This is a genomic window from Brevibacillus sp. TJ4, assembly GCF_044627595.2.
Lineage (GTDB): Bacteria > Bacillota > Bacilli > Brevibacillales > Brevibacillaceae > Brevibacillus.
The window spans coordinates 18359-45343 of record NZ_CP185865.1 but is presented as its reverse complement, the minus strand read 5'-3'; the positions used below and the strand labels follow the sequence as shown (position 1 = coordinate 45343).

The 26985-nt window shown below is 52.8% G+C and carries 25 protein-coding genes; 6 read left to right on the top strand and 19 right to left on the bottom strand.

The window, feature by feature from the left end; translation table 11 throughout:
• Positions 1-61 precede the first annotated feature (61 nt).
• The 13 genes from ptsP to ACAF76_RS00155 form a co-directional block, all read right to left on the bottom strand.
• The gene (gene ptsP / locus ACAF76_RS00215) at positions 62-1789 is read right to left on the bottom strand and encodes a phosphoenolpyruvate--protein phosphotransferase (RefSeq protein ID WP_400164466.1); all 1728 of its coding nucleotides are present in this window, start codon (positions 1787-1789) and stop codon (positions 62-64) included.
• A gap of 57 nt (positions 1790-1846) precedes the next feature.
• On the bottom strand, positions 1847-2107 hold the full coding sequence (locus ACAF76_RS00210) for an HPr family phosphocarrier protein (RefSeq protein WP_400164467.1): 261 nt from the start codon (positions 2105-2107) through the stop codon (positions 1847-1849).
• 16 nt (positions 2108-2123) lie between these two features.
• Entirely contained in the window at positions 2124-4040 is a 1917-nt protein-coding gene (locus ACAF76_RS00205) for a fructose-specific PTS transporter subunit EIIC (protein ID WP_400164468.1), read from the bottom strand.
• 13 nt (positions 4041-4053) lie between these two features.
• On the bottom strand, positions 4054-4968 hold the full coding sequence (pfkB, locus tag ACAF76_RS00200; protein WP_400164469.1) for a 1-phosphofructokinase: 915 nt from the start codon (positions 4966-4968) through the stop codon (positions 4054-4056).
• Positions 4965-5717: a DeoR/GlpR family DNA-binding transcription regulator gene (locus ACAF76_RS00195; RefSeq protein WP_400164470.1), complete on the bottom strand. Its 753-nt coding sequence runs from the start codon at positions 5715-5717 to the stop codon at positions 4965-4967. The genes pfkB and ACAF76_RS00195 overlap by 4 nt, the downstream gene beginning before the upstream one ends.
• 231 nt (positions 5718-5948) lie before the next feature.
• Positions 5949-7553, bottom strand: a complete 1605-nt coding sequence (locus ACAF76_RS00190) for a methyl-accepting chemotaxis protein (protein WP_400164471.1) — start codon at positions 7551-7553, stop codon at positions 5949-5951.
• Between the two features lie 210 nt (positions 7554-7763).
• Entirely contained in the window at positions 7764-8564 is an 801-nt protein-coding gene (locus ACAF76_RS00185; protein ID WP_400164472.1) for a sugar phosphate isomerase/epimerase family protein, read from the bottom strand.
• Positions 8539-9681, bottom strand: a complete 1143-nt coding sequence (locus tag ACAF76_RS00180) for an ABC transporter ATP-binding protein (protein ID WP_400164473.1) — start codon at positions 9679-9681, stop codon at positions 8539-8541. Before ACAF76_RS00180 ends, ACAF76_RS00185 begins: the two co-directional genes overlap by 26 nt.
• A 12-nt stretch (positions 9682-9693) precedes the next feature.
• The gene (locus ACAF76_RS00175; RefSeq protein ID WP_400164474.1) at positions 9694-10518 is read right to left on the bottom strand and encodes a carbohydrate ABC transporter permease; all 825 of its coding nucleotides are present in this window, start codon (positions 10516-10518) and stop codon (positions 9694-9696) included.
• On the bottom strand, positions 10508-11416 hold the full coding sequence (locus ACAF76_RS00170) for a carbohydrate ABC transporter permease (protein ID WP_400164475.1): 909 nt from the start codon (positions 11414-11416) through the stop codon (positions 10508-10510). The genes ACAF76_RS00175 and ACAF76_RS00170 overlap by 11 nt, the downstream gene beginning before the upstream one ends.
• A 77-nt stretch (positions 11417-11493) precedes the next feature.
• The gene (locus tag ACAF76_RS00165; protein WP_400164476.1) at positions 11494-12792 is read right to left on the bottom strand and encodes an ABC transporter substrate-binding protein; all 1299 of its coding nucleotides are present in this window, start codon (positions 12790-12792) and stop codon (positions 11494-11496) included.
• 243 nt (positions 12793-13035) lie between these two features.
• Complete coding sequence (locus tag ACAF76_RS00160; protein ID WP_400164477.1) at positions 13036-13650, bottom strand: glycerol-3-phosphate responsive antiterminator; 615 nt, start codon at positions 13648-13650, stop codon at positions 13036-13038.
• A gap of 182 nt (positions 13651-13832) precedes the next feature.
• Positions 13833-14015 carry a hypothetical protein gene (locus tag ACAF76_RS00155; protein ID WP_400164478.1) on the bottom strand — a complete coding sequence of 61 codons (183 nt, stop codon included), beginning with the start codon at positions 14013-14015 and terminating at the stop codon, positions 13833-13835.
• A gap of 272 nt (positions 14016-14287) precedes the next feature.
• On the opposite strand from ACAF76_RS00155, the gene ACAF76_RS00150 reads away from it, so the two are divergent.
• Entirely contained in the window at positions 14288-15076 is a 789-nt protein-coding gene (locus tag ACAF76_RS00150; protein WP_400164479.1) for a helix-turn-helix domain-containing protein, read from the top strand.
• Positions 15077-15137: 61 nt separating this feature from the next.
• Positions 15138-15707 (top strand): MEDS domain-containing protein, encoded by a 570-nt coding sequence (locus ACAF76_RS00145; protein WP_400164480.1) that lies wholly within the window; start codon positions 15138-15140, stop codon positions 15705-15707.
• 112 nt (positions 15708-15819) lie between these two features.
• On the opposite strand, the gene ACAF76_RS00140 is transcribed toward ACAF76_RS00145, so the two are convergent.
• The 3 genes from ACAF76_RS00140 to ACAF76_RS00130 form a co-directional block, all read right to left on the bottom strand.
• Positions 15820-17322 (bottom strand): malate:quinone oxidoreductase, encoded by a 1503-nt coding sequence (locus tag ACAF76_RS00140; protein ID WP_400164481.1) that lies wholly within the window; start codon positions 17320-17322, stop codon positions 15820-15822.
• Positions 17323-17602: 280 nt separating this feature from the next.
• Positions 17603-18277 carry a permease prefix domain 1-containing protein gene (locus tag ACAF76_RS00135; protein WP_400164482.1) on the bottom strand — a complete coding sequence of 225 codons (675 nt, stop codon included), beginning with the start codon at positions 18275-18277 and terminating at the stop codon, positions 17603-17605.
• Complete coding sequence (locus ACAF76_RS00130) at positions 18261-18617, bottom strand: PadR family transcriptional regulator (protein ID WP_400164483.1); 357 nt, start codon at positions 18615-18617, stop codon at positions 18261-18263. The genes ACAF76_RS00135 and ACAF76_RS00130 overlap by 17 nt, the downstream gene beginning before the upstream one ends.
• Before the next feature lie 239 nt (positions 18618-18856).
• On the opposite strand from ACAF76_RS00130, the gene ACAF76_RS00125 reads away from it, so the two are divergent.
• The 4 genes from ACAF76_RS00125 to ACAF76_RS00110 are packed head-to-tail and all read left to right on the top strand — an operon-like array spanning position 18857 to position 22815.
• Positions 18857-19930 (top strand): iron-siderophore ABC transporter substrate-binding protein, encoded by a 1074-nt coding sequence (locus ACAF76_RS00125; protein ID WP_400164484.1) that lies wholly within the window; start codon positions 18857-18859, stop codon positions 19928-19930.
• The gene (locus ACAF76_RS00120) at positions 19923-20966 is read left to right on the top strand and encodes a FecCD family ABC transporter permease (RefSeq protein ID WP_400164485.1); all 1044 of its coding nucleotides are present in this window, start codon (positions 19923-19925) and stop codon (positions 20964-20966) included. Before ACAF76_RS00125 ends, ACAF76_RS00120 begins: the two co-directional genes overlap by 8 nt.
• The gene (locus ACAF76_RS00115; RefSeq protein ID WP_400164486.1) at positions 20963-22000 is read left to right on the top strand and encodes a FecCD family ABC transporter permease; all 1038 of its coding nucleotides are present in this window, start codon (positions 20963-20965) and stop codon (positions 21998-22000) included. Before ACAF76_RS00120 ends, ACAF76_RS00115 begins: the two co-directional genes overlap by 4 nt.
• On the top strand, positions 22000-22815 hold the full coding sequence (locus tag ACAF76_RS00110; protein WP_400164487.1) for an ABC transporter ATP-binding protein: 816 nt from the start codon (positions 22000-22002) through the stop codon (positions 22813-22815). Before ACAF76_RS00115 ends, ACAF76_RS00110 begins: the two co-directional genes overlap by 1 nt.
• Before the next feature lie 81 nt (positions 22816-22896).
• Here the strand turns inward: ACAF76_RS00110 and ACAF76_RS00105 are convergent, their stop codons facing one another.
• From ACAF76_RS00105 to ACAF76_RS00095, 3 genes are read right to left on the bottom strand one after another with little or no spacing between them, the layout of a single operon-like run.
• Positions 22897-24210, bottom strand: coding sequence for an MBL fold metallo-hydrolase (locus tag ACAF76_RS00105; RefSeq protein ID WP_400164488.1), 1314 nt, complete (start codon positions 24208-24210; stop codon positions 22897-22899).
• 4 nt (positions 24211-24214) lie between these two features.
• Positions 24215-25876: an ABC transporter permease gene (locus tag ACAF76_RS00100; protein ID WP_400164489.1), complete on the bottom strand. Its 1662-nt coding sequence runs from the start codon at positions 25874-25876 to the stop codon at positions 24215-24217.
• Between the two features lie 14 nt (positions 25877-25890).
• Positions 25891-26973 carry an ABC transporter substrate-binding protein gene (locus tag ACAF76_RS00095; protein ID WP_400164507.1) on the bottom strand — a complete coding sequence of 361 codons (1083 nt, stop codon included), beginning with the start codon at positions 26971-26973 and terminating at the stop codon, positions 25891-25893.
• Positions 26974-26985: the final 12 nt, after the last annotated feature.

Genomic DNA, 26985 nt, shown 5'->3' with positions numbered 1-26985 from the left:
TTATGCCTGACGCACACGGGGCTCTCTCCTTATTTGTATGAGGCAAACCTGCAATCTATCATCACAACTTGTTTAGAACCGACTCCTGAATATACGCTTTGATCTCCTCGCCGCTCTCCAGCGAGAGGACGTGCTGCGAGATTTGCTGCAGCGACTGGTAATCCAGCTTTTTGAGCAGATGGCGTGCGCGCAGGATGGAAGTGGCGCTCATGCTGAACTCATCGAGCCCGAATCCGAGCAATATCGGAATTGCCAGCTCCTCCCCGGCCATTTCTCCGCACATGCCGACCCATTTTCCTTCCTGGTGGGCGGCCTTGATGACCTGGTGGATCAGTCGCAAAATCGCCGGATTGTACGGATCGTACAGGTAGGAGACTTGCTCGTTCATTCTGTCCGCTGCCATCACGTACTGAATCAAGTCGTTGGTCCCGATACTGAAGAAATCGGCTTCCTTCGCCAGTTGGTCGGCGACCAGGGCGGCAGCCGGAATTTCGATCATAATCCCTACTTCCAGCTCTTCGTTGAATGCAATGTTCTGGCTGCGCAGCTCGGCCTTCACTTCGTTCAAAATCTGGTTGGCCCGGCGCAGCTCCGCCAGTGTCGCAATCATCGGGTACATGATTTTCACGTTTCCGTACGCGCTTGCCCGCAGCAAAGCGCGAAGCTGCGTCTTGAACAAATCCACGCGGTCCAGGCACAGGCGAATCGCCCGGTAGCCGAGAAACGGATTCAACTCCTTGGGCAGATCGAGGTAGGGCAGTTCTTTGTCCCCGCCAATATCGAGCGTGCGGATGACGACCGGGCGATCCTGGCCCATCGTCTCGGCTACCGCCTTGTACGCGGCGAACTGCTCTTCTTCCGAGGGAAACGAGTCTCTGCCCATGTAGAGGAACTCGGTACGAAACAGCCCGATGCCCTCCGCTCCATTCTCCAGCGCCTGAACGGCGTCTTGCGGGTTTCCGATGTTGGCGGCCAACTCCACGCGATGCCCGTCTGCCGTTACACTTTCCTCATGGACGAGGCGAGCCCAGTCCGCCTTTTGCTTCTCGTAGGCGAGGCGCTTTTCTTCATACGTCTCGACGAGAGCCTGGTCCGGGCGGATGTGGACTTCGCCTTGGAGCCCGTCGACGATGACGAGGTCGCCGGTTTGCAGGCGCTCTGTGATGTCGGACATGCCGACCACCGCCGGGATTTCCATGGTGCGCGCCATGATCGCGGAGTGGGACGTACGCCCGCCGATATTGGTGATAAATCCTTTTACCTTGTCGCGGTCAAGCTGCGCCGTATCGGATGGCGTCAGGTCGTGCACGACAAGCACCACCGGCTCGGCGAAATCGGCTTGCAGCTCATCGTGGACGCCGAGCAGCTTTTTCAGCAATCGCTGGCTGACGTCTCGCAAATCGGCCGCCCGCTCGCGCATGTACTCGTCGTCCATGCTTTCAAAGATCGCCACAAAGCTGTCCCGCACCTCTTGTACGGCAGCCTCGGCATTCACTCTTTCACTCTCGATCTTCGCCTCAATTGAACCTACAAACTCCGGGTCCTGCAAAAACAGTTGGTGCGCTTCGAATATACGCGCTTCCCCTTCTCCGATCTCGCGGCGGGTCTTTTCCTTGATCTGCTCCAGGTCATGGTCGGCCGCCTTCACACTCGCGCGAAAGCGGTCGAGCTCTGCCCCTACCTGGTCCGGATCCAGCGTATGCCGATCATAGTGAAGCGTCTCTTCTGCTTTTACTACAGCGCGGCCGATGACGATCCCGGGAGCTGCAGCAATCCCTTTTCGCAACATCACGATCACTCCTTGTCAAAGCCACACCCTCGTTCCCCGAAGGCGGCTTTCTGTCTGTTACTCGTGAACCGACTCGAGCAGCTTGCCGAGCTCCTCCATCGCTTCCTCTGCCTGTTCTCCGGAGATTTCCAGCGTAATCTGATCTCCCTTGGCCGCTCCCAGCGTCATCAAGCCCATGATGCTCTTGCCGTTGATTTTCTTGCTGCCTTTGATGACGTTCACTTCGCACGGAAAGGAGGTCGCTTTTTGTACAAACAGCGTGGCCGGACGGGCGTGGATGCCGCTCGGATTTTGAATGGTGAATGTTTTGGTCAACATGATGTCCAACTCCTTTTTATTCTGCAATGTCTTTTTTCAGTACTTTTATCATCAGGGTCGTAACAATGACGCCCGCAACAATTGAAACGAGGTACAGCGGCCAGTTGCCGACAACAGGCAGTACGAACAAACCGCCATGCGGAGCTGGCAATGTGCACCCGAACAGCATCGACAATCCGCCCGCAACGGCAGAACCGGCCGTGACGGAAGGAATGATGCGGGTAGGGTCAGCCGCCGCAAACGGGATCGCCCCTTCGGTGATGAAGGAAGCGCCCAGGACGTAAGCGGTTTTGCCCGCTTGCCGCTCTTCGGCAGTAAATTTCTTTTTGAACAGGGTAGTCGCCAAGGCAATGCCCAGCGGTGGAGTCATGCCGGCTGCCATAATGGCGGCGTGCGGGGCGTAGTTGCCCTCGGCAATCATCGCGATCCCAAACGTAAAAGCAGCCTTGTTCACAGGTCCCCCCATGTCAAAGGACATCATCGCGCCCAAAATGACACCGAGAATAATAGCATTTCCCGTACCCATGTTTTTCAGCCAGTTGCCAAGCGCCGTGTTGGCTGCCGCCACGGGATCGGAGACGATGTAGACCATGACAAAGCCGGTGATCAAAATACCCAGCAGCGGGTACAGCAGCATCGGCTTGATCCCTTCGAGCGATTGCGGCAGTCCGGCAAACAGTCTTTTCAGCCCGAGCACGATGTATCCGGCCAAAAAGCCGGCGATGATTCCTCCGAGGAAGCCAGACTCGGATACAGTCGCCAATAATCCTCCCACCATGCCGGGAGCAAAGCCGGGCCGATCGGCGATACTGGAAGCGATAAATCCTGCCAGCACCGGAATCATCAGTTGAAATGCCGTTCCTCCACCGATGTCCATCAACACTTTCGCCAGCGGATGGAAGGACGGATCGTTCGGATCAGAGGCATTGATCCCGAACAAGAAGCTGATCGCAATGATGATCCCGCCGCCTACGACAAACGGAAGCATATTGGACACGCCATTCATCAAATGGCGGTAAAAGGCCGGCTGCTTGGACTTTTTCTCATCTTTGCCGTCCTGAATCTTTTGCTGATAACTGGTCGCGCCCCCCTGATAGACGCTGCCCTGCTGATTGACTGCACGCTGCAGCAGGTCTTCGGCATTGCGGATTCCTTCGGCTACCGGCACTTCGATGAGAATTTTTCCGGCGAAACGCTCCATCTCCACCTGCTTGTCGGCAGCTACGATGACAGCAGTCGCTTCTTCAATATCCTGCGACGTCAGCCTGTTTTTCACTCCTCCGGAACCGTTCGTCTCCACCTTGAGCGAAATTCCCAACTCCGCCGCCTTTTTCTTCAGCGCATCGGCAGCCATGTAGGTGTGAGCGATGCCGGTCGGGCAAGCCGTTACCGCGACCACTTTGGCAGACCTGTGCTGCTGGTTGGCCGGCTCGTCTTCTGCAACGCTTTCATTTTCGCCCTGGAGTTCCTTTTCCTTGCGCGTAATAATCGCAAGTACCTGTTCTTTCGTCTCTGCTTTCATCAGCTCCTGGCGAAACGACTCGTCCATGAGCATCTGGGCGAGCTTTGCCAGTGTCGCCAGATGAGCCTGGTTGGCGTCTTCGGTCGCGGCGATCATAAAGAACAGATGCGCCTTTTGCTGGTCCAGAGAATCGAAATCCACGCCCTCTTTGGAAAAACCGTAGGCGATGGCAGGCGTCTTGACCGCGGCTGTCTTGGCATGCGGGATGGCAATTCCCTCGCCAATTCCCGTAGAGCCTTGAGCCTCGCGGGCGAGAATGGCCTGCTTCATGCCATCCTTGTCGTTCAGCCGACCTGCTTTGTCCAGTTGCTCGATCAGCTCATCCAGCACGGCTTCTTTGGCAGTTGCCGACAAAGAAAGGACGATCGTCTCCGGTTTCAGCAAATCAGCAATGCGAATTTCATTGTTCATGGGTAACCCCCCTTCACGAAATGGCGGTAATCGTAACGTCCTGAATAAATGCTTCTATCTTTTCATGCGTGCAAAAGCCTTCCGACAGGGCGGTCGCACTCCCGGCAGCCACGGCAAACCGAAACGCCGCTTCGGTATTCATCCCGCGTGTCAGCCCGTAGAGAAATCCAGCGACCATCGAGTCTCCCGCACCGATCGAATTGACCGGTTTGCGCTGCGGAATCGAAGCGAGATAAGCCCCTTCCCGGTTGACAAAGACCGCTCCTTGTCCAGCCATCGAGACGATGACGTTTTGTGCGCCCATTTGAAGCGCTTTTCGCCCCCATTCGATCGCTTCAGCAGGAGTGGCAATCGTCACGCCGTACAATTCGCCCAGTTCATGGTGATTCGGTTTGATCAGGAACGGCTCTTCCGACAAACCGTTTTTCAGGGCCTGTCCTTTGGCGTCGAGGAAAATGCGCACTCCCTTGCCGCGCAGCCGCTGCATGATCATCTGGTACATGTCGGCGGGCAAGCTCTTGGGGACGCTTCCGGCGAGGACGAGGTAATCGCCGCTTTGCAAACGATCAATCTGCGCAAGCAGGCGCTCAAGCGCTTCTTCGGGAATCGGGGGGGAGACCCCGCTAATATCCGTCTCGCTCTCGGCCTTGATTTTTACGTTGATCCGTGAATCGTGATCAATCTGAATAAACTGATGGGAAATGCCGGCTTGCTCGATCTGCTGCTGTATAAACGCTCCCGTAAATCCTCCGACAAACCCCAGCGCCGTGCTGTCTTCGCCGAGGGTGCGGAGAACCTTGGAGACATTGATTCCTTTTCCGCCTGCGACCTTCCACTCTTTTTTCGCCTCGTGAATCGTTCCTTGCGACAGGACAGACAGCCAGATATGGTAGTCGATCGATGGATTCAGGGTTACTGTATAAATCATGCTTTCACCACTTTGAGAGTTGTTAATCTGCTGTATACTTGTTGTTCCTCTTGGCTGATACCACTATCCGTGATGAGCGTGATTCCGTGCAGGTCGCCCACTTTGGCAAACGTGACGCGCGAAAATTTGTCTGAGTCGCACAAGACAAAGCGTTCATCCGAAAACTGCAGCGCCAACTGCTTGACGTACGCCTCATCGGGATCGGGTGTCGTCAGACCGTGGCTTTGATCGATCCCGTTCATGCCCAGAAAGCATTTGTCAAAGCGGTATTGGCTGAGCGACTTGATCGCGTCTCGCCCGACGAGCGACAATGTAGCCGCTTTCAATTCGCCTCCGAGAAGAATCGTGCGGATGTTGCGCTTGATCAGTTGGAGGGCTATATCCACCCCATTCGTCACGACCATGATGTTCTCGGGCAAGTACGGCAGCATTTGATAGGTCGTGGTGCCCGCATCGATGAAAATCGAGTCGCGATCGTTTACCAGGCTGGCCGCGTATTTGGCGATCGCCGTTTTTTCCCGCTCGCGTTTGACCGACTTTTCCAGAATCGTCGGCTCCTCGATTTTGCTTTGCAGCACAGATGCTCCGCCGTGGACGCGCTTGAGCAGGCGCTGTTCTTCCAATTCGCTCAAATCCCGCCGGATCGTCGACTCGGACGCTCCTGTCGCCTCGACAAGTTCATGGATGCGCACGAAATCTTTTTCTTTTACGAGCGTGATAATCAACTGATGACGTTCCGGAGTTAGCATCGTACCCTCCCTTCTGGCAGTGCCATCGGATTGACTTTGATTATACACGCAAATTCAGTCAAAAACAATCACAAATGGTCATAAACAGTCAGTGCTGCTGACGGAAAGTGTCACGCTCGCCGAACGGATCAAATTACCCGACCAGCAAAAAAACCACGACCACCATGCTCTACCCTGGTTGATCGTGGCTTCCTTTGGAAACCCGCAAGCTATTGTGTTGTACTTACGCGCTTACAGATCAAACCGCTCGGCAATCTGGTGAATCTTCACCGATGTCTCGTGGAGGCGTCTGGCCTGATCGGCGACCTGCTCGGTTGCGTTTAGCTGGACCTCGCCGGCCGCTGCCGCTTCTTTCGCGGATACAGAAAAACTTTGCGAGATGTGCATGACCTTCTCGATATTATGTTCGGCCTCATCGACATCGCGCAGCACTTCGCCCATGACTTCCGCATTGCGCGTCGTATGCGTCGCACAGAGGGCTGATTTTTCCGACAGCACATGCACGATGGTTTGCAGCTCCTGCACGAGCGCAAGCCCGCTTTGCACCTCCTGTCTCTCCTCCTGAACGACTTGTACGGTCTGATGAGACTTCTTGATAATCGCATCGGCGACGTCCATGATGTGGGAAGCGGCTTCGTCTGCCCGGTTTGCCAGCTTGCGCACCTCATCGGCGACGACGGCAAATCCCCGTCCTTCCGCACCGGCTCGCGCGGCTTCGATCGCTGCATTCAGCGCCAGCAGGTTTGTTTGCTCGGCGATTTCCCGGATGTCGCGAATCATTTGCTCAATCCCGGATGCCTGGCGTTCCAGCTCATGCATAGACGTTTCTGTCGTATGGCTCGCCTGCTCGATACGCTGCATTTGCATGTGCAAATGAGCCGTTTTTGCGATTCCCTCCTGGGCAGCCCGTTCGGCTTCCTGGGTCAGCGTACTGGTCTCTTTCAACTCGATCCCGGCTTTGCGAATCAATGCCGTAATTTTTTTTAAAACCGCCTCTGTATCTTCAACCAGGCTCGCCTGCTCTACCGCTCCGCCGTGCACCTGCTGCAGACCGGCAGATAGCTGCTCGGAAGCGCTTAAAAGCTCCTGAACCATCGCGTCCTGCTTCGTACTGATCTCTCTGGTCGCATGCGACGTCTGCCGCAGCTCCGCCAATATGCCGTGAATCCCGATAATCATTTTGTTGATTTCAAACGACATTTGCCCCCATTCATCGCGCCGTTTGGTCTGCACCCTCGCTTTCAGCTTGCCGGATGAAATAGCTTTTGTGACCCTCATCCAATCACGCCAGTTGTGGCGGAAATTGTGATGGGTCAACAGCCCGATGCAAACGGCGAGCACGAGAGCTATCGCTGCCACTGCTCCTTTTGTCCAGGGCGACTGCGCCAGCCACAGACCGACTGTTGCAAAACAAACGGGCATGACGAAGGCCGCCACCAGCCTCCAACCGTAGGACAGAGCGGGTACAATCACGCCCAGGCGCAAACTGTAAGCGCTTTCTCCTTTTACCTGGATGGGTACTGATGTGTCCAGCAAAAGCTCACCGGTGTTGCGCGGATACATTTGTGCCAACGGTTCATTGGTTCGTGCGGCGCGTAAGCCGACTTCATCGTTGAACAGCGTGCCTTCCCGCAACCGGTTGGTGTGAATGATCCCGAGACCCTCCCGCGTGACGAGCACAAAATATTCGTCTCCTTCCAGCAGGTCGTCCAGCCTTTGTCTGATTTTCGCGCTGTTGGCCTGGACCGTCCCTTCTTGCAAGAGCGTTTCGATTTCTTTTGCGGCTTGCTGCACTTTACGCAACGATCTTTGCTTCAGCGTTTGACTCGCTTTCATAGGACCCCCACCCCGTTAAGCAGAATAGTACGTACTGTTATATTTATCCAAGTACGATCAATCTCCTGTCTTCCGCTTTGCATTTGCCCACAAAAAATGCCGCGTCGGTCTAAGCGGTGCCCAAACAAACATCCGCCTAGGCGGGACGCGGGCAGCGTCTGTCCCGCATAGGCGGACTACAGGCAAACAGGGGGTCCTGAAAACTACCGATTACTTCGCAAACAGCTCTCTGGCAAGACGTTCTTTTCCTACGCGCAGTTTTTCCAGCGGCGTATTGGGCGCATACTCCAGGATCAACTGGCAATCGTTGCGAATTTCGCGCATCGCTTCGAAGATGTCCTCCCATTGAATCGTTCCTTCCCCGATCGCCAAATGCTCGTCTCCCGCCCCGCTATTGTCGTGAATATGAATCGCGTACAGACGGTCTTTGGTGTCACGAATCAGGCGGGGAATGTCCCACTGGTTCAAATGCGCGTGCCCGATGTCGATCAGGTAGCCGGCAGTCTCATCGATCGAATCGAGGAAGCGGATAAACTCGTCCTGTGTAAACAAGGAGCTTCCGTTGTACCCGACATTTTCGACGACGAGCTTCACATTCAGCGGCCGGGCGACTTCGCACAGTTGATTCACGTAGTACCTTGCGCGCTCCTGCGCCAGCTTTTTGTCAAAGACGGGCGAAAAGCAGAATCCGGGGTGGATGACGACGTGGTCGGCACCGATCATCGCCGCAAACTGGATCGCCTTTTTGTATTCGGCAAAAGATGCCTCGCGAATCGCTTTGTTCTCACTCGTCAGATTCGTGTCCCACGCCGGCGGGTGAACGGTATAGCCGATCGGCAATGCTTTCAATCGCGATGCGACCCCTTCAAACAACAGCTCCATGTCATCCCACTTGTCGCCGTCCATCAGCAATTCAACCTTCTCGGCACCGTGTGCGATCAGCTCTTCCACGTTCGTGACAATATCCTTCGTGATCAGCGGCAAATCAGAGTAGCAAATGTTCTGGTTCATGGACAATCACCCTTTCCACATGGTTTGAGGACAGCTCGCTTGGATAGCCGATACTGTCAGTCGTGTCGCGGTCAAACAGATGAATATGATCGAGGATGGGCCGGATATACACCGCCTCGCCTTCCGCCCACTGTTTATCCTCGCTGACAGCAATGATTTCGTGTCCTTGCAGGTCGATGTAGACTCCGTAACTGCTGCCCAGGTTTTCCACGTATTTGACCGTGCCTTGCAGCGCGTTCTCCTTCGGCGTGTGAAACATCTCCAGATGCTCGGGACGAATGCCGAACGCAAAGCGGCTTGCCCTGCTTTGTTCGATCTGCTTTGCCCACATGGCAGGAAGGGAAAGCGTCTGTGTTCCAATCTTCAGGGCGCCGTTTTGGTACTCGACGTCGATCACATTGGTCGGAGGCGAACCGATGAAGCGGGCGGTGAAGATGTTCGCCGGACGATGGTAGACATTCTCCGGCGTGTCGAGCATCTGCACTTTCCCTTCGTGCATCAGGGCGATCCGGTCGCCGACGGTCATCGCCTCGATCTGGTCATGGGTCACGTAGACGATTGTCTGTTTGTACAATTCATGGATTTTTACCAGTTCTTTTCGTGCCGAGACGCGAAGCTGCGCATCCAGGTTGGACAGCGGCTCATCGAGCAAAAAGTAGTCGGATTTCTTGACGACTGCCCTGGCGAGAGCCACACGTTGCCTTTGACCGCCTGACAAGTCCTTTGGCAGCCGGTCTTCGTAGCCTTTCAGCTTCAGCATCTGCAGCGCCGCATCGAGGCGGGCGTTGATTTCTTCTTTCGGAACCTTTTGCACGCGCAGGCCATACGTGATGTTGTCCACGACGTTCATATGCGGATACAGCGCGTAGTTTTGAAAGACCATCGCCACGTCCCGCTTGCCGCTGGGCACGTCATTGACGCGTTGGCCGTTCATGTACAGATCTCCCGACGTAATCTCCTCCAGCCCGGCAATCATCCGCAGCGTCGTCGATTTGCCGCAGCCGGAAGGACCCAAGAGAATCAGTCGCTCTCCGGCCTCGATGGTCAGATTCAGCCCTTTTACAACCTCTGTTTTTCCGTATGACTTCCAGACGTTTTCAAAGCGAATTTCTTTCATGGTAAACCTCCGTTACTTGATTCCTGATGAAGCGAATGTTCCGATAATGTACTTTTGAAACAGCAGATACAGGGTTAACGGAATGATCATGGTCATAACGGAGACTGCCATCGCGACAGTAAAGTTGGTTCCGCCTTCTGCACTGATATACATTTGCAAAGCCAGTGGCAGCGTGTAGTTTTCCGTCGTTTTGAGAATCAGGACAGGCCAGACGTACTCGTTCCACGAGCTGATAAAAAACCAGATCCCCGTCGAGGTCACAGCCGGTCTGACAAGCGGGAGAACAATATCCTTCATAATTCGGGCATGCCCCAGGTTATCGAGCCGCGCCACTTCGATGAGCGACACGGGAATAGTCTTCATCGATTGCCGCATCAGGAAAATCCCGATCGCATCGGCAAGCTGGGGCAAAATCACGCCCCAAATGCTGTCCGTCAGCCCGATTTTGGAAATCGCCAGGTAGTTGGGAATCATCGTGACAGTAAAGGGAATAAAGATGGTGCTGATCAAGAGAAAGTAGACGAGATTTTTCGCCCGAAACTGAAAATAGACGAAGGCGTACGCGGCGAGAAAGGAAGTCACAACCTTAAACAGAGTCACAACGGACGCGATGATAAACGTATTGGCGGCAATTTTCAAAGCGGGCAAGCTGGTGAAAAAGGTCTGATAGTTTTCCAGCGTCGGCTGGATCGGAATGATGTTGAGGACATTGTGATACGCCTCTTGCAGCGATTTGAACGACGATCCGAGCGCAAACAGGATCGGGAACAGCAGCAGGCAAACCGTGATCAGCAAAACGACATGCCAAGGTATCGTAATCGACCGGCTAATTTTCATAGTAGATACCTCTTTCAACAAACCTGAATTCGATCAGCAGCAAGATGAGGAAAATGAGCATCGTCAAAATCGACAAGGCTGCCGAATGTCCGGTCCGGTACAGCACAAACGCTTCGTGATACGCATGGTAAATGGCGTTGGAGCTGGCGTAGTTGGGCCCGCCCTGGGTGATTACCTTGATCGGTGTAAAGACGTACTGCAGACCTTGGACGATCGTGATAATAAACACGTAAATGCCGGTGGCACTGCTCATCGGCAACACGATCTGAAAAAAGATTCTCCACAACGGGATATTGTCGAGGCGAGCGGCTTCGATCAGTTCACGGGAAATGCCGCTGATCGAGGCAAACAGCACAATGAAGTTGTACCCGAATACTTTCCAGGACGTAATCAGGCTGAGTACGAAGATGACCCACCCGTCCAGCTTGCTCCAGTTCGGCATCTCAAGCCCAAGCCAGCCGAACACGATCGCGACCGGTCCGGAGATCGGGTTTAAAATCCACGTAAACAAAATCGAGCCTACCACCAGCGAAATGAACGCGGGCAAAAACAGCGCGCCTTTGTAAAAGCCGTTCCACTTTTTCAGCACGATATCGATCACGAAGGCAAACACATACGGCACCAGACAGTTGAGAATGAGCAAAATGACAATGTACAAAAAGGTATTGCCCAAAATCTTGTACGTCTTCGGATCAGACAACAAATCCATATAGTTTTTCAGTCCGACGAACTCCTTGGTCGGACTGATCATATTCCAGTCAAAAAAGCTCAGGTAAATCGTATAGAGAAACGGCCAAAACATAAAAATGGCAAAAATCACGATGGAGGGAAACAACAAACAGTATGCCTTCCAGTTCTCCCTGCTGCGCCGTCTGATCCCTGCTGTGATCACACTCATGGTTTTGATCCTCCAACCCGTAATCAGGAAGGTGACTTTGCCAAACCAAAGCCACCTTCCCCCAACACATGGATTCGTTACTTCAACAGTTCATTGATCTTGGTCTGTGTCGACGTCAATCCTTCTTCCACGGAGATGCTGCCGCCGAGAATCTGATCGCGAACATCCAGCAGGAGCTGCTCTGCCTGCAAGCCCGCATCGCCCGGGAATGATGTCCACGGAACAACGCCATCCATTTGCTCAATCGCTGCGTTCATCATTTCGTTTTGTTCCAGGAACGCCTTCAAGCCATTTTCTGCTTCCGCCACATCTTTGCGTGGAGGTACATAACCGGTTCCTTCCGTCCACTTCGCCACCGATTCGACGCTGTACAGGAATTTCATAAACTCCCACGCCGCTTTTTTCTGCTCATCGTCACGCGCCGTAATCGCCAGCATCGCGCCACCTGCCGGAAGCCGCGGAGTCTTGCCTTCCCACGCCGGAGATTTAATCGCCGCTACGTCGAATTTGGCGTTGTTTTGGATGTTGGAGCGCTGGGCAATCGTCGTATAGACCATTGCGATATTGCCGTCGATGAAGCTCTGAACGCCTTGATCCCAGGACAGATGAGCCGCTGTTTTCTCCGTCACAACCATGTCCGCATACAGTTGGTACGCTTTGATGCCTTCCGGTGAGGCGAACGTCGCTTTGCCGTCTGTGATCATGCGGGCGCCGTTGCTCTCCAGCAATGCCTGGGTAGCCCAGTTATCGGCCGGCTCCTGGATGTACAAGCCGAACTTACCGGTTTTGTCCTTGATCGCCTTGGAGAATTCCTTCACTTCTTCCCATGTTTTCGGTCCGTTTTCATCCAATCCCGCTTCGCGCAGCAAGTCCCGGTTGATATAGAGGACCGGCGAGCTCAACGAGTACGGAATCCCTACCTGCTCGCCGCTTGCATTTTGCGCCAACGCCATGACATTCGGCAAAAAGTAGTCGTTCAAAAACGTCTTGTCTTCCGGGTAGAATTGGTCGATGATTTCTTGTGGCGGTGTGTACGCAAAGTTGTTGGAGAAGTAATCCAAAAACGACCAGCCGACCTGTACGACAGCAGGCGCCTTCCCGGCAGCGGCTTCCGCCTGCAGGTTTTGCATCAGGCCTTTGTACATATCCGGATTGAATTTCGCGACAACCTGTGTCGTCTCGCTTTGTTCGTTAAAGGCTTTGACCAACTCTTCTACTGTTTTTCCGCCTTGTGTCTCGGCATTGACGTGCCAGTACTCGATCACGGTCTTTGCGCTCTGCGTGCCGCCAGCGTTGTTCGCCGCCTGGTTGCTGCCACATCCGGCCGCTACCAGCAAGGCTGTGCATACGCCAAATACTTGCAACAATTTTTTCATGTCCCCTCTTCCTCTCCTCTGTCCGTTCAAATTTGTCTTCCTCACAGTGCCTGATGATCGTGGAGCCAAGCTCATCATAGATAGAAAAAAGAGACCTCAACGAAAATGTATCCATTACATACATTTGATCGGAGGTCTCTCTGCTTGCACCGGAAATCTATTCACTTGCTAGTCTCATCATAAGCAGAAAGTATTAACACAATATTGAGTCCAGGTAAAAGATTGTTGGGATTCATGCAAATTTCACGTCGCCAGATTTTTCACATCTACCTTCCACATGTCTACATTGGAGGTCGTGACGGCGATCGCCCCGTGTTCGAGCGCTTCCTTGGCATGCGCGGGCAAACGCAGCAGTCCTCCTGTAAGCACAGGTACGGGTGACACGTCTGCCAGTCTGGCTACCAAGTCAGGGGCCCGGCACGGCATCAGCTCGATCATGTCGGCGAGGATTTGGCCTTTTCCAGCCTCCTGTTCCAAATGCGTATACACGTCGGTATCGATCAAAAAGACGCGCTGAATGACGTGCAGTCCGCTCGCTTTTGCCTTTTTGATCACGCTCGTTTTCGTAGTCACGATCGCCGCGGGCTTGATGCTCTTTTTAATAAACTCGATGCCATCGTTATCCATTTGCAATCCGCCGATTTTTTCGACATGGAGAATGACCGGCAAGCCTTGGGACTGGATGAAATCCACAAAGCGGTTGACCGTCAAAATCGTGCCTGTCATCAGCAGGACCGCACTCAGGTTGTCCTTTTGTTGAACAGCGCGCTCGATGTATTTGGGGTCTTTGATTGCAGCGACCATTTTATACGTCTCCAGCCTGTCTCTTAGCATCTTCCACTCGTCTTTTTGCTTCATGGCATGATCCCTTTCTTTGCAAAAGGTATATCCTGCTTTCAGTATAAACACAGAGAAGACGGGCTTGGTTAATACTGTGATAAGTTTTGATGAACGACAGGCGAAGACATTTGGTAAACTAAAAAGCGCAATAAAAAAAACACCCGATTATACGAGTGGACTCTCATCGCTATGGAAATGCGCTATGCCTGTGACTTCTTCTCATACTGATACAGACAATCCCTGACCAGCAATTCCGCTTCCTCAGCGGAGGATACACCAAACAAGGTGCTCAGATCGCGCGAAACAGATACGATTTTTGCTGGACTCACGCCGGCACGCAGCATGAGATGGACCACATATTCTACCGTGTCTACATACGCCATTTTGCTATCACCTATTTTCTGCATAGGCTTATTGTACGAGGAAATGTTCTATATCGGGTGTGGCAGATAGCCACAACCGCATTTGCACGTTACCCGTACCCTCCCTCTTGACTTTCGAATAGGACCTCAGAGGCACCTGGCATTGGAAAACAGCAGGAAATTCGTCATTTATACCGTGGTAATGACTTCGCCAAATATGGTGTAATCGTTCTATGGCGATTTCGTATAAAAATCGCGGTGTTGACTGTTTTTGAAAGGAATTTTGGGAAAGTATGAAAAGAGATTGGTTGATTCAACTGCGCAAATCGAAACAACTGACACAAAAAAAGGTAGCGGACCGCGCTATTATTGACAGAGCCTACTATGCCCAAATCGAAACAGGAGTGCGAAATCCGAGCTTTAGCGTTGCTATCAACATCGCCAAGGTCCTGGAATTCGATCCCGTCTTCTTTTTTCAGGATATACTCCATCACCGGATGCCTCATCCCCCGGCACAGGAAATAGCGAGGCATTTTTCCATGACCGAGAGCGGGAACATTCTGTACTTGTACCATGACCTCGATCGTTACCTGCACCATGCTGTCACGTTTCTCATCACGGGGATGGCCAAAGGCAGTCATACGGTTTTGATCGATAACCACGAAAACCTGAGCCGGCTGAAACAAAAATTGGACGCCATCATTCATGGAGAGGATCATACAATTGTCTATCTGCATAATGAAAAAACCACTCTCCAGGAGTGGGGCCGCCAGCTCGATGAACTGCGCGCCCGTCTTGATCCGGACAAGCCTCTTCGCGTATGGCTGCATGAAGAACAAGAAGACGAGCACGACCTCGTACAACACCTACAGAACACGCTGGAATTCGACCAGGCATACAGCCAGAAGATGTTCAGCGTAACCGTACTCAATGCTTCCACCGTGTCAGCAGCATTTCATATTGAGTTGATGAGAAAATACCCCTATCTGATGACCGATCTTGAAATCGTCTACTCACCGTTGTATCATTCGACTGATAACTCAATCATTTTCCCTTCACTCTCTCAGCAGGAAAAATTGTAATTGAAACTATGTTTACTTCTATTCCAGAGGAGCCTATCGATTTCTTCGAAGTGGTGATTACATGAAAAAGCTGATTCCGTTAACGGATTATTTGCATGTGCACGATACCGCACACATACTATACTTTTTTGAACATACAGACAGTTATGTAAATAACATGATGGCTTATATCAAAGCCGGGATTGAACGCGGCCATCACCTGTTTGTAATCGAAAACGATCACATCTACGCAATGGCTGAACAAAAAATCCGCACATTGTTTTCGCCAGAGCAGCAGCAGTGTATTCACTATGTTGACAGCTCCCACTTTTACCGCTGTTACGGAGATTTCCACATCGACACGATTCTCAAACACTTCGATGAACAGGTCGCCTCGGTTATGAAAGCGGACATCACGATTCGTTCGTGGGCACATGTGGAGTGGAGAAGGTTGGACGATATTGTGGAGACGCTGGAGGAATACGAAAGGCAGTCAGATTGCAAAGTACATGACATGGGCATTATGGCGGTATGTGCGTATGCCGCATCCGATATTTCCGCATCGCTGCTCACCAAGATGATGCGCAGCCACGAGTACTTGATGACCGACCACGAATTTGTCCGCTCCTCCCTGTACAGAAGAGAGTCCTAGCTGTGCGATACGGACACACAAAAAAGAACCTTCAATCCAACGCTGGATTAAAGGTTCTTTTTTACTCATTGAAGCGAAGGGCTGCATGGCACAGCTCCTGTATTTCAAAGAATCAGCGCAAAACCGGTTCTTTTTCGCTCAAGCCGAGCGTCTGCGCTGTCGACGTATGAACTTCTTCGAGCAATCTCGTGTTTTCCAGCAGCGACACGCCGTAAGACGGGATCATTTCCTTGATTTTCGGTTCCCATTTTTGCATATGTTGCGGGAAGCATTTTTGCAATACTTCAAGCATCACGTGAACCGCCGTGGAAGCACCCGGAGAAGCACCGAGCAATGCTGCGATCGAGCCATCAGAAGCACTTACGACTTCGGTACCAAATTGCAGGGTCCCTCTGCCGCCTGTCTCCGTATCCTTGATTACTTGCACACGTTGGCCCGCGACGACGATATCCCAATCCTCGCTTTTTGCGTTCGGGATAAACTCGCGCAGTTCTTCCATGCGCTTTTCGTTCGACAGCAATACTTGCTGAACCAGGTATTTGGTCAATGCCATCTCTTTTACGCCTGCCGCCAGCATCGTAAGGACGTTGTTCGGTTTCACGGAGCCGATCAGGTCGAAGTTCGAACCCGTCTTGAGGAACTTCGGCGAGAAGCCTGCAAACGGTCCAAACAGCAGCGATTTCTTGTTGTCGATATACCGCGTGTCCAGATGCGGTACAGACATCGGAGGTGCGCCGACCTTGGCCTTTCCGTACACTTTGGCGTGATGCTGCTCGATCACGTCCTGGTTTTTGCATACCATAAACAGACCGCTTACCGGGAAACCGCCGATTCGCTTGGACTCGGGAATACCGGTCTTTTGCAGCAGAGGCAGACTTCCGCCCCCACCACCGATAAAGACGAATTTTGCGGTGTGGTATTCGATGTTGCCGTTGTTGATATTGTAGACTTTGACTTTCCACAAGCCATCGCTGGTGCGTTTGATGTCCTCGACGCTATGTCTGTAGTTGACCTCGACGTTGTGGTTTTGCAGGTGTTCGAACAACATACGCGTCAATGCCCCGAAATTGACGTCCGTACCCGAGTCGATCTTCGTCGCCGCAATCGGTTCATTCGAGGTGCGGCCTTCCATAATCAGCGGAATCCATTCCTTCAGTTTGGCCGGGTCATCGGAGAATTCCATCCCGTGAAACAGGGGATTTTTTGACAGCGCTTCAAAACGCTTCCTCAAAAACGATACATTTCTCTCTCCCTGCACAAAGCTCATATGCGGGATCGGCATGATAAAGTCCTGCGGATTGCGGATCAGGTTTCTGTTGACCAAATAAGACCAAAACTGTCGGGAAATCTGGAACTGTTCGTTGATTTTGACCGCTTTGCTGATGTCGATGGACCCGTCCGGCTTCTCGGATGTATAGTTCAGCTCGCACAATGCAGCATGGCCTGTGCCCGCATTGTTCCATTCGTTAGAGCTTTCCTCTCCCGCGCTGTCCAGCTTTTCAAATACTTTTATTTCCCATTCCGGTGCTAACTCTTTCAGTAAGGATCCCAAAGTCGCGCTCATGACTCCCGCACCAATTAAAATCACGTCTGTTTTTTTCTGTATGCTGCTCATGACAACCTTCCTTATCCCCTTATATTTGCAAAAAGAGTAGGCGCTACCTGCTAAAGTGTTACCAAAGCAAGGCGCCACCTGGGAAAACACCATTTCTATCTCAATTATAACTATATCATAGTCTAGTTACATTATTTATAGATTATCATATCTATTCCAATCTGATCATTATAATCGATGGAAAGAAGGTAAAAATTTGAGAGAATCCGTCGCAGCGCCCCTGAAAAGCAAAAAAACCAAGACCTGCCGCAAATAGCCGGGCAAAGTCTTGGTCAACCGATTACTCATACCGCTTTTTCAGACGGCTTTTTCCCGTAAGAGCGAGGGATAACACCAGTCCGAAGCCGATCACAAACCAAAGCATCATGGTAGCGATGCCGACAAACATTTCTCCTGTAGCAGAATAGGTGATCGCGGACAAAAACAGCGCGCTCACGATTGATCCATATCCGAGGGCGTATAACAGGGCACGAACCTTCGCCATCGCGTAGCGTTGGGCAGTCTCTCTTGTCAGCAAGCTGTACGCCAGGAGCACGACGCCGATCGCAGTGCATATCCAGGCAATGGACAACGATCCAAGGATTTGAAATCCGGTCACAAAGTACACGATGGCAGACAGAAATCCACCAGTCAGAAGGATCAGCGCTCCGGCAATAATTCCTGCCGTGGAAAGACGATTCGCTGCCTTGGAATCGACAGACTGTCTCGCCGTGTCCTGGCCGTACACGCGCATATCCTCGACCAAACCACTCAAATCTCCCATGCTAATCACCGCCTCTTTGAATGCATCCTCTTCGGACGAACCTCTTTTCATCAAATCGGAAACGCGTTCCTTGAGATTCGCATACAGCTCCTCTTTTAGTTGGAAAAGCTGCTGCGTTTCCTTTACACCTGCAAATTGATGATCGAGGTACTCCTGAATTTTTTGATCCAGTTGCTTATTGCTCGTCAGCATCATCAATCACCCCTTCGATTAATTGATTGAGAATTTCCTTTGCCACATTCCACTCATGCTTGCTCTGCTCATAAACATCTAGGCCGGACTCCGTAATCCGGTAATATTTCCGTCTGCCGCCTTGTGTCTCATCTCCCCAATACGAGAGGATGTAGCCGTCTTTCTCTAACCGGCGAAAAGCCGTGTACAGGGTAGCCTCTTTTAGCTCATACTGATTCTCGCTTAGCGCCATAATCTTTTTGGAAATTTCGTAGCCGTAGCTATCTCCCTGGCGAAGCACGTTCAAAATAACTGTCTCCGTATGCCCGCGGATCAGGTCCGTCGATATTTTGCCACTCATATATCCTCATCTCCTCTGAAACATCATATAACATATTACTGTGTGTGTCAAAGTAATATTGCAGAAATATATCAGTCATCATTCTTTATCAGACTGGACATCGCAAAAGGCTCCGATCATTTTTTGATTGACAACCAGGAAATGGCTCTATACCATTGTCAATGATAATCATTATCAGGAAATGGGGTTGTCGATCTCCCCTGACCAAATCTATAACCACGAGAAGGATGAGTCTGCACATGAACCGAAAACAAAAACTCTCATTGCACACTGTCTGTATGTTGACTGCTATCATGGCCCTCTTGGTCGGCTGTTCGGCGGGGCAATCCCAACCCGCACAGTCTCCTGCTCCGACCGAAAGCTCGTCGGAAAGTTCAGACTCCGCCGAAGCGGCATCTGAGTATCCGATCGTAATCAAGCATGCTTTCGGCGAAACAGTAATTGAAAGCAAGCCAGAACGCGTCGTGACCATTCAGTGGGCGAACCACGATGTCGCGCTCGCTCTCGGCGTCGTCCCTGTAGGCTTCTCGGCAGCGAATTACGGCGTTCAGGACGACAGCGGCCTGTTGCCTTGGACTGCGGAAAAGCTCAAGCAGCTTGGCGTAGACAACCCCAATGTGTTCCAGGATACGGACGGGCTCGATTTTGAGGCGATTTCCGACGCAGACCCGGATGTGATTCTGGCCGCGTATTCCGGTATCACCCAGGAAGACTACGATATTTTGACCCAGATCGCCCCGGTTGTCGCCTACCAAACCAGTCCCTGGGTAGCCACCTGGCGTGAGCAAGTGATTTTCAATGCAACCGGGATGGGCATGAAAGCGGAAGGCGAACAGCTCATCAAGAATACCGAGAATCTGATCAAGGAAAAAGCAAGCCAATATCCCGAAATCCAGGGGAAGAAGGTAATCTGGGCCAACTTCTCCGCCAATGACATGTCCCGCATCCATGTCTATACACCAGCAGACCCTCGCGGCGCTTTTCTGATGGAGCTGGGAATGGAGTACCCGGACAGCGTCAAAAACGTCATTACCGACCCCACGAGCTACACCTTGAGACTCAGCGCTGAAAATGCGGACGTCCTCAACGATGCCGATATCCTCATCGGGTATGGTGACGAGAGCTTGTATGAGGCCGTGAAAGCCGATCCTCTGTATGGCAAAATTCCGGCGATTCAGAGAGGTTCGGTCGTCTTTATCGGAAACGGCACGCCGCTGGCAGCATCCGGCAACCCCAATCCACTTTCGATCGCGTACACCATCGATGAGTACCTGGAGTTAATCGGGGGAGCTGTTAAAAAGATAAATGAATAATCATTCATTTGATTCGAATATCGACCGGTTACCCTCGCATACGCCGAATCATTTTCCTGCGGTACTGGTTGTTTGTTTTGTCCTGCTCGGCCTATGTGTGGCAGCGTCGCTCGTCTTTGGCTCTCGATCGGTGCCTTTCCATGAATTGATAGACGGTCTTTTTCACCCGCAAGCTGATTCCTACGGAGCCGACGTAGTTCGCAAGAGGGTCTCCCGCACGGTGTTCAGCCTGTTTTGCGGAGCGGCGCTGGGCGTTTCCGGCGCGCTGATGCAGGCGGTTACGCGCAACCCGCTTGCAGACCCGAGCATTCTCGGGGTCAATACTGGCGCTTCCCTGTTTGTCGTGTGCGGCATCGCGTTTTTGAATATCAGCACGGCAAATCAATACATTTGGTTTGCGTTGGCCGGAGCGATGATTACCGCTGTTTTCGTATTCGGGATCGGCTCGATGGGGCGCGGCGGTGCTACGCCGCTCAAGCTCGTTCTGGCGGGAGCGGCTACAAGCGCCGCTCTCTCTTCTCTGGTCATTGCGATTATGATTCCGCGATCGTACGTCATGGATCAATTCAGATTCTGGCAGGTGGGCAGCGTCGGCTCGGCCAACTGGAGCGATATTACGACGTTCGTTCCGTTTTTGGTCACCGGAATCGTGATCGGGACCCTCTCCGCCTCGGCACTCAATGCGTTGGCATTAGGAGACGAGGTTGCGACAGGACTGGGGGTTCGAACAGGCGTCCTGCGGCTGGTTGCCGCTTTTGCCGGTGTCCTCTTGTGCGGAGCGACGACGGCACTGGCAGGACCGATCGGTTTTGTCGGGCTGTTATCGACCCATCTCATCCGCCTGCTTCTCGGCTCCAACCAGCGGTATCTCATCCCGATATCGGCCCTGTCCGGAGCCATCATTTTGACAGTGTCTGATGTATGCGGCAGGCTCATCGGCAGCCCCGGGGAGCTTGAGGTTGGCGTTGTTACAGCGTTTATCGGGGCTCCGTTACTAATCATTCTAGCGATGAAAGCGAAAGTGCGGTCATTATGAAAACGAATGCAAATGCGATTGCGTTTATTATGGAGGGGCGGCGTCAACGGTTTCGCCGCTGGATACTCGTTACCGGCTCGCTTGCGGCACTCGCCTGCATGCTTTGCTGCGCCATGCTACTACTGGGGAACACCATCTATCCGGTCCAGGAGGTCATCCGCGCACTCATGGGGGAGCAGGTTAAAGGCGTGTCGTTTGCCGTAAACACCATACGCCTGCCGAGAATGTTGGCGGGCCTGTTTGCCGGATTTGCGTTTGGCATCGCGGGCAACACCTTTCAGACGATGCTGCGCAACCCGCTCGCCAACCCGAATGTGATCGGCATTACCGCCGGTTCGAGCGCGGCGGCTGTCTTTTGTATCGTCATCCTGCACACGAGCAATACAGTCGTCTCCATTGCATCCGTCATTGCAGGTCTGGCCACGGTCCTCTTCATTTATGTCTTGTCCAGGGGAAGGTCGTTTTCCATCGGGCGGTTAATCCTCGTCGGCATCGGTATTCAGGCCATGCTCAACGCCGTGATTTCCTATCTCTTGCTGGTAGGGGACCAACAGGACATTCCCGCAGCGCTCAGATGGCTGAGCGGCAGCCTCAATGGCTCGCAAATGGACGATCTCCCGTATCTTGCGATTACGGTATTGATCTTCGCCCCTGTCATACTCATGTTGGGAAAACATCTGAGCATCCTCGAACTCGGGGAACAGTCGGCCACCACTCTCGGAGTCAATGCGGATATGACGAGAATTGCGCTGATTTTCAGTTCTGTCTGCATGATTGCACTGGCTACCGCAACCACAGGTCCTATCGCCTTTGTCGCTTTCCTTTCCGGACCGATCGCGAAAAGGCTGGTCGGAGTAGGGTTTTCAAACGCGCTTCCGGCGGGACTGGTAGGTGTCAATCTGGTTTTGGCAGCCGATCTCATCGGGCAATTTGCCTTTGAGGTCAGATACCCTGTGGGCATCATCACGGGAATTCTCGGAGCGCCCTATCTGATCTACCTGCTGATCCGAATGAATCGAAAGGGAAGTTTATGATGAAACCAACACATATGTTTCAAGCGGAACAAATCTACGCCGGCTACGATCAAAAAACAGTGGTGCAAGGAGTAAGCCTTTCGATCCCGAGCAATCAAATCAGCGTGATTATCGGGGCAAACGCCTGTGGGAAGTCTACGCTCCTGAAAACACTGGCAAGACTGATCAAGCCGACAGCCGGAACCATCACCCTCGACGGGAAGCCCCTTGGCAAAATTCCGCCCAAGCAACTGGCCCGCGTTCTGGGTCTGCTGCCGCAGTCACCGATTGTTCCAGAGGGAATCTCTGTCGCGGATTTGGTCGGACGAGGCAGGTTTCCGCACCAGTCGATGTTTCGCGGATGGACAAAAAAGGATTATGAGGCCGTGGCCGAAGCTATGGAAATTATGAATATTACAGAGCTTGCCAACCGGAATATCGACGAACTTTCCGGCGGCCAGCGACAGCGCGTCTGGATCGCTATGGCCCTGGCGCAGCAGACTGACATTTTATTTCTCGACGAACCGACCACCTTTTTGGATATTACCTACCAGGTGGAAATTCTCGACCTGCTCACCGACCTGAACCGCAAGCGCGGAACGACGATCGTCATGGTCCTGCATGACATTAACCTGTCCGCGCGTTATGCCGACTATATGTTTGCGCTGCGCAACGGACAGCTCGTAGCAGAGGGCGAGCCATCGAAAGTGATTACGAGCGGATTGATCAAAGACGTGTTCGGGCTTGATTGCACGGTGATCAAAGACCCTGTGTCGGGCTCTCCGTTTGTGGTGCCGATCGGACGGTATCACGTGGAACATGAACGTACTTCCTGAAAAACGCTGGCTGTCGTCAAACCTTTACGGAAAACAAAAAATCCCGAACGATTTTGCGTAAGCATCGTTCGGGATTTGCGTTTAGTCGTTTGAAGTTGCCGTCCCCAATGTCCGTCCACAAAAAACGAGCTGGTCGCCCGGCGCGCATGAGTATACGTGATCGTAGCCCCGTGCGGTCAGTTTCGCTTTCAGCCGGTCTGTCTTGGCCTTGGGCGCATGCACGAGCAAGCTAAACTTCGGCTTCAATCCATCCAGCATCCGTGCGACATCCGGAAGGCCCTGGTGGACCTTGTACCTGTAGTGCAGCACGCGAGGGACCGATTGCTCTGCGGCAAGCAGGCGGGCCGCAAGAGTGCCGGGATAGACATGTCCCGTCATAATCAGCGCGTTGTTCGGACTGGTCGCAAATGCTTCCACCAGCTTCGCCGACGCTTTCGATTGGAGCATCGGATCGGACGTTACGAAGATCGCTTTTTTCAATGACGTGCTTTTGTGCAGCAACTGCTCCCGGGTCAATACCTGTACACGACTGCTCCACCGCTGCTTGTACAGGTGCAGTTCCTCCGTTTTGAACCATTGCTCTTCCTCAAGCATCGCCTGGAAGCTCACCTCAAGTCCCGTATCGCACACAATCTCTGTACCGGGCAACGCCTCAGCCAACACATCGATGATTTCATGCCCTCTGCCGTAGATCGGCACAGGCAGCCAGACATGCCCGCCCCGCTCCAGCACCTGCTTGCACGCGGAAACCAGGTCATCCACCAACTGCTCCTGCGTAGCCTCATCATCTGCATAGGCTGCATCAAGTATGCCTACTTGCAGGTCGCGCACATATCGCAGATCGGGCAGATTGGCCGCAAGCAGCCTGGAGTCCTGGCAGTAGTCGCCCGAGTAAAACAGCGTCTGTCCATCTACGCAAAGCAGCAGCCAGATCGAGCCAGCCAAATGTCCGCTCGGTCCCCAGCACGCTTGCATGCCGGGTTCGACGGTAAACCATTGCCCGGGCGGTGCCATGTCTTCTACAAACCGGTAGCGCACCTGCTCCATGTGTTCTGATGTATAGGGCAGCTCATCCCCCGCGTCCTGCACGTACTGCTGCCATTTGGCGTAGTAGTTGGCAAGCTGACGAACCGTTGAACGCGTGGTCCACACTACCCCTGTATACCCATGACGGTACAACAGCGGGATCGCCATGGAATGATCTTCATGCGCATGGGACAGAAAAACGGTGGTCAACATGCGCACTTTGTCCGCATCCAGCTTCGGATACGTCTCTTCTTTCTTCTGTCCCTTTTTTACACCACAATCCAGCAGCACAGATCGCTGACCAAACTGGACGTGGTAGCACGAGCGGCCATGCTCACCAGCACCGCCCCACACTTCCACTTGAAACATCACATCACGTCCTGTCAGCGCCTCGCACGTTCATCACAGTCAGCACAACCGTCGTTACTCCCACGGAAATGACGGCCATTGCCATCCCAAGCGAAACCTCTCCTTGCTCAAACTGGGAGTAAATGTACGTTGCCGAAACCTTCATCGAAGGCGGCAAAATGAACAAGGATGCGACAAGTTCACGAATCGAGATCGTAAAGGTCATCATCCAGCCTGCCAGCATACCGGGCACGAGCAACGGCAGCACGACTCTGCGAAATGTATACCAAGGAGTGCCGCCAAACAGGCGTCCCGCATGGCTTAACGAGGCGTCAATTTGTTGAAAGCCGGATTTTACGTATTGCACCGTATACGGCAAGAAAAGCACTACGTAGGTCAGGACAACCATCCCGTACGTATTGTAGAGCGGAATCGGCATCCACGGTGCGTTCCAGAGCAGGATCAGCCCGACGACCGTGACAATGCCAGGTACTGTGTTGGGCAACAGGCTGAATACGTCGGTTACCCACTCGGACAGTTTGTTTGCATGCTTGATCTGCATCGCCAAAAACGTCCCGATGACGACCGAGATCGAGGCGGTAATCAAAGCCAGACCCAGACTGTTTACCAGCGCTTGCATCCCGGGTGAGCCCCACGTCAGCAAGGCGGCATAATGGTCAAGCGTGAAATTCCCCCAGCGCAAGCCATCTCCACGCAGCTTTTGCAGCGAAGCGACGACAATCGAGAAATACGGAATACCGATAGATGTACCCAATAAAAACATAACATAGCCCCAGGCGGCGATTCGGCGCCAGCCTGTCAGCGGTATCAGCGCAAGTTTCGCTCCTTTGCCGCCCAAAGTCTGATAATCAAAACGGCGCGAGACGAGGTTTTGCATATACCAGAACGTCAGACATGTCGCCAGCAAGACGGAAGCGAGCGCAGTCGCCTTGCTAAAATCGATTGGCCAACTGGAGGTAAAGCGGTGAATCTCGCTCGTCAGCACGTGGTACCCGATCTTGCGGCCAAACGTCGCGGGCGTTCCGAACTCCGCAATCGTTTTGACGAACACGAGCAAAGCACCCATCGCATAGCTGCCAAGCAGCAGCGGAACGATGATTCTGCGGAAACGGTACACAAACCCGCCTCCGTACACAGCCCCGGCTTCTTCATAGCTGGCTCCGATCCGGCGCCAGGCGTTGCGCAAAATCAGGTACAAAAACGGGAACAGATGCAGGCTCATAATCGTGACCATGCCAAACAGAGAGAAGAAATAAGGTGTCAGCTTCTCGACGGATGGCACCATCTGCTCCAAAAAACCGCGGCGCTGCATAAACAGCATCCAGCCCATCGAACCGATGTAGGGCGGCGTCATAAACGGAATGATCAATACGACGTCCAGCCATTTATGCTTGGACAAGCTCGTCTTGGCGGTCAAGAACGCCATCGGCAGCGCCAAAAGCGACGATCCCAACACAACCCAAAAGCCGAGAATGATCGAGTTTGTCAGCACTGTATTCAATTCCGCGTCCCAGATGACCTGGAACGGAGCCAGCAGATCCAACTGGTCGTTTGGCGTGATGCTCCTCAGCAAAATGAAGACAAGGGGCGTGACGACAAGCAAGGTCATCAGCACAAGTGCCAGTACCACGCCCCAAGACAGCTTTCCTTTTGTAACAGGCTTCATCATAACTCCACGGGTTATTTAAAAATTTTCAAAAACTCGGTTGTAATGTCCGGGCCATTTTCCGTCATCCATACCCAGTCGTACTTCAGCTCTTTGATGTCGCTGACTTGTGTGCGGCTTTCATGTGCAGGAATATCGGAACGGCCTGGCAACAGGTAGCTGTCCGCGACGATTTTTTGTGCCTCGTCGGAAAGCAGGTAGTCGATGAACAACTGGGCGTTTTCCAGGTTTTTCGCATCTTTCATAATCATCGCCGGACGCGGGTTTGTAACGGTACCGCTCGACGGGTACGTAATGCCGACATGCTCGCCTTTTGCAATCGCTTCATAGGCCATGTAATCCACACCCGCCAACACGACGCTCTTCGCACCGGTGATGACCGGGTCCAGTGCCTCCTTGTTGGCACCTGCCATTGCCACATCGTTTGCCTTCAGCGCCTTGAACAGATCCCAGCCATTTTCGCCCTGGTCATCCAGGTATCCGGAGATGAAATCCAGTGCCGAACCGGACAGCGACGGGTCCGGAATGTTGACCATGCCCTTCCATTCCGGTTTGGTCAGATCGGACCAGTCTCCAGGCGGATTGCTGACCAGATCCGTATTGTACGTGATGCCAAGAGCAGAAGCGCTGTAACCAAACAAGTGCTTATCCTGATCGATCCACGTATCGTACAGCTTGTCTGCATGTTGCGCACCCTCGTAGCTTTGCGTCAGTCCTTGTTCTTTCAGGGCAAGACCAGACGGCCAGGACGCCACGATCACGACATCCGCAACCGGATTGCTTTTTTCTGCTTCCAGACGGGAGAGAATTTTTCCGGTTGTTCCATCGAATTGCTCTACCTTGATGCCTGTTTTTGCTTCAAAGCCTTCCTTGATCTTGGTAGCCATTTTCTCGGGACCAGCCGCATAGACGGTCAATGTATTCGACTTTGGTTTCGCGGGTTCCGTACTAGGCGATGGAGCAGCCGAATTTGCCGGTTGCGCAGCGTTTTGCGTGTTGCCAGTGCTTGCTGCGTTGTTGCTGCCGCAAGCTGCTACTGCGAACGCCATTCCGACTGTCATTGTCACCAGTGCCGCTTTCTTTGCAAAACCAACCATCGTTAATGCTTT